This window comes from Candidatus Sodalis sp. SoCistrobi (genome assembly GCF_900143145.1).
Lineage (GTDB): Bacteria > Pseudomonadota > Gammaproteobacteria > Enterobacterales > Enterobacteriaceae > SoCistrobi.
The window spans coordinates 1-3,103 of the sequence record NZ_FRDB01000281.1 but is presented as its reverse complement, the minus strand read 5'-3'; the positions used below and the strand labels follow the sequence as shown (position 1 = coordinate 3,103).

General features: G+C 53.0%; 4 protein-coding genes and 1 pseudogene. 2 read left to right on the top strand and 3 right to left on the bottom strand.

The features are described 5' to 3' along the window. Nucleotides 1-110: 110 nt before the first annotated feature. Nucleotides 111-236: a hypothetical protein gene (locus tag CINSTRO3249_RS17910; protein ID WP_256381677.1), complete on the bottom strand. Its 126-nt coding sequence runs from the start codon at nucleotides 234-236 to the stop codon at nucleotides 111-113. A gap of 23 nt (nucleotides 237-259) precedes the next feature. On the opposite strand from CINSTRO3249_RS17910, the pseudogene CINSTRO3249_RS16875 reads away from it, so the two are divergent. Next, nucleotides 260-385, top strand: a pseudogene (locus CINSTRO3249_RS16875) (glycerol-3-phosphate dehydrogenase); the annotation flags it as partial. 37 nt (nucleotides 386-422) lie between these two features. Next, nucleotides 423-1,238 (top strand): serine O-acetyltransferase, encoded by an 816-nt coding sequence (gene cysE, locus CINSTRO3249_RS14410; protein ID WP_074013761.1) that lies wholly within the window; start codon nucleotides 423-425, stop codon nucleotides 1,236-1,238. A 6-nt stretch (nucleotides 1,239-1,244) separates the two neighbouring features. On the opposite strand, the gene trmL is transcribed toward cysE, so the two are convergent. Both trmL and CINSTRO3249_RS14400 read right to left on the bottom strand, forming a co-directional pair. Further along, nucleotides 1,245-1,712 (bottom strand): tRNA (uridine(34)/cytosine(34)/5-carboxymethylaminomethyluridine(34)-2'-O)-methyltransferase TrmL, encoded by a 468-nt coding sequence (trmL, locus tag CINSTRO3249_RS14405; RefSeq protein WP_074013760.1) that lies wholly within the window; start codon nucleotides 1,710-1,712, stop codon nucleotides 1,245-1,247. A 31-nt stretch (nucleotides 1,713-1,743) separates the two neighbouring features. After that, a partial coding sequence (locus CINSTRO3249_RS14400; RefSeq protein ID WP_254304262.1) for a flagellar biosynthesis protein FlhF occupies nucleotides 1,744-3,103 on the bottom strand: 1,360 nt, incomplete at its 5' end.

Here is a 3,103-nt window from a genome sequence, read left to right as displayed (position 1 = left end):
TGCTCATGCTGAGTTTCCAGCACTAGATTAACTGCCCGTTCACGGACTTCCGGAGAGTAACGTTTGGTCGTTGTCATAGAGACCTCCACTTTTAAAGTATAGACTCTAATTTATCCGGGGTGATTCACGGGCGTCATATGCTGTTTAACCAGCGTCTGATATCGGTGGGTAAGGCGAGAGTCAATCCCGCCAACAGATAGGTTGAAATCATTCTGCAAAGTAATAACAGGTATCACGATAAATGTGTAGATACCTATGCCGCTACGGGGTGGAGATGCCTATCACCGAGCAGATTTATCAGGTGCTTTACCAGCACAAGAACGCGCATCAGGCGGCGCTGACGCTGCTTGGCCGCGCGCAGAAAGATGAGAGGGCCGGCGGCTGAGGCCGGTCACCCAGCAACAAAGCAAAAGGCGGGCGGTATGTCGACTGAAGAATTGGAACTTGTATGGAACAACATCAAAGCTGAAGCGCGCTTGCTGGCCGATTGTGAACTCATGCTGGCCAGTTTTTTCCATGCAACCCTGCTCAAGCACGAAAACCTGGGCAGCGCATTGAGCTATATGCTGGCCAATAAACTCAGCAATCCCATTATGCCTGCTATCGCCATCCGTGAAGTGGTGGAGGAGGCTTACAGCGCCGATCCGGGCATGATTTTCTCCGCCGCGCGTGATATTCACGCGGTGCGACTGCGCGATCCGGCGGTGGATAAATACTCTACTCCGCTGCTGTATCTCAAGGGGTTCCACGCTCTGCAGGCATACCGGATTGGCCATTGGTTGTGGTATCAGAATCGCCAGGCGCTGGCGATTTATCTCCAGAATGAAATTTCCGTCTCCTTCGGCGTGGACATTCACCCGGCGGCGCGCATCGGCTGCGGTATCATGCTCGACCACGCTACGGGTATCGTGATTGGCGAAACCGCGGTGGTGGAAGATGACGTTTCCATCCTGCAGTCCGTCACGCTCGGCGGCACCGGCAAGACCAGCGGCGACCGGCATCCCAAGATCCGCGAAGGGGTGATGATCGGCGCCGGCGCTACCATTCTCGGCAATATCGAGGTGGGCAGAGGGGCGAAAATCGGCGCCGGTTCCGTCGTCTTGCGCTCGGTACCGGCCCATACCACCGCCGCTGGCGTACCGGCGCGGGTGGTGGGGAAACCGGAAAGTGACCGGCCGTCGGAAGAGATGGATCAGTCTTTTAGCAGTCCCGGTTTTGAATTCGGCGATGGTATCTGAGGACGGCTAGTCTCGTGCGCCGACGTAATCCAGCTGGCGCCAGGCTTCATACACCACCACCGACACCGCATTGGACAGGTTCATGCTGCGGCTGTCCGGCTGCATCGGGATGCGGATTTTCTGCGTCATGGGCAGCGCGTCGAGAATTGACGACGGCAGCCCGCGGGTTTCCGGCCCAAACAGCAAATAGTCCCCGGCCTGGTAGCGCACCGCGCTGTGCGCCGGCTGGCCCTTGGTGGTCAGGGCAAACAGCCGCGCCGGCTGCTCCTGCGCCAGAAAAGCGGCATAGTCGTGGTGATGGCGGATCGCGGCGAATTCATGATAATCCAGCCCCGCGCGGCGCAGCCGCTTGTCATCCCAGGTGAATCCCAGCGGTTGTATAAGATGAAGGTGAAAACCGGTGTTCGCGCACAGGCGGATGATATTGCCGGTATTGGGCGGAATTTCCGGTTCATATAATACGATGTTAAGCATGATGCCCCCTTAAGCCATAGGTATCTACACATCAGGGAGGAGGCTTAAGAGCAACTCTCGCTAAATGAGTAAGTTCTTCCAGACTATATTCCGATAATAATTTTAGTGTATTCAACAAGATGGATAGGCCAGCGAGCAGAGCAGGAGCGCTCTCTCTGCGGCCTCGCTTTTGCTGTCGTCCTGACAAGCGACATATCAGCTGGCGGGCTGCCGCATTTTCTTCTCCTTCAGCGCGTTGCAGCCGCCATACCAGAACAGCAGCCATACTGGCTATTAACAACCTGCGTAGTACGGCTGGCGCGCTGCGCTGAAGCCATGTTTCTACGTCATGTCCGGCACCTTTCAGCAACTTAAAAAATGATTCAATATTCCAGCGCCAGTAATACCAACGAGCTACTTCCTCGCAGGTGATCTCGCTGCAAACGTTTGTAAGCAGCGTCCAGCGTCCCACCACATTACCGAGATCATCCGTAAGCCGAACAACAACCAATCTGACCGTCAGAGGCTCTCCAGGTTGGATTTTTATGCGGCGGCCGGTTTCTTTATCTTTACGCTTCTGCTGCGCAGCTCGGGTTATGACTATCGAGGTTTCACTGATTTCCATATCAGCTTTTTTCCCTTTCCAGTCTACCTGTCCGCATCCGTTGTATGGCAGAAGAGCAGCAATCTCACCAATTTTCAATGAATTACCTTGCCACTCTGCACCATGTCCTTCTTTTCCTCGGATAAGCCAGCATATTCCTTGAGTACTCAACGTCCGCATATGTCCAATAGAGTCACCCTCTCTATCAATTATATGAATCAGCTTTTTACCTATATTAAGCGATTCCACACGGGCAATATCGGTCGTCAAGGCGTCCATATGTGTCTGCCGTTCGGACAGTCCTTCCGCCAACGTTGAATGACAACCGGTTGCATCGGTAAGTGTCTGAGATAGAGGCGCTATTGGCAAACCCGTGCCAGCATCAACCAGCAAGCTGCTTTGAAGTTCATATCCAACATCGCCACCGTGCGTCATTTTTAAGCGTCCGTATTTGGCATGATGGTAAAGAAATTGTAAACGTGACCAATCATGAACAACGAGAGCGTATGGATGCGGGCTAAGCGAAATTTGCTCAAGTGCTAGCGAAATAATTGGCTCATTGAGTTGACTGAAGCTAATTCGCTTATTATTCAGAAAACGCCAGACAGCTTGGGTAGTTGCGAAAGTTGATTTTTGAGCACTTGCGAGGTCTTTAACCGCAGAAGCAAGAAGAGCCGCGGGCGTCATATGCTGTTTAACCAGCGTCTGATATCGGCGGGTAAGGCGAGAGTCAATCCCGCCAACAGATAGGTTGAAATCATTCTGCAAAGTAATAACAGGTATCACGATAAATGTGTAGATACCTATG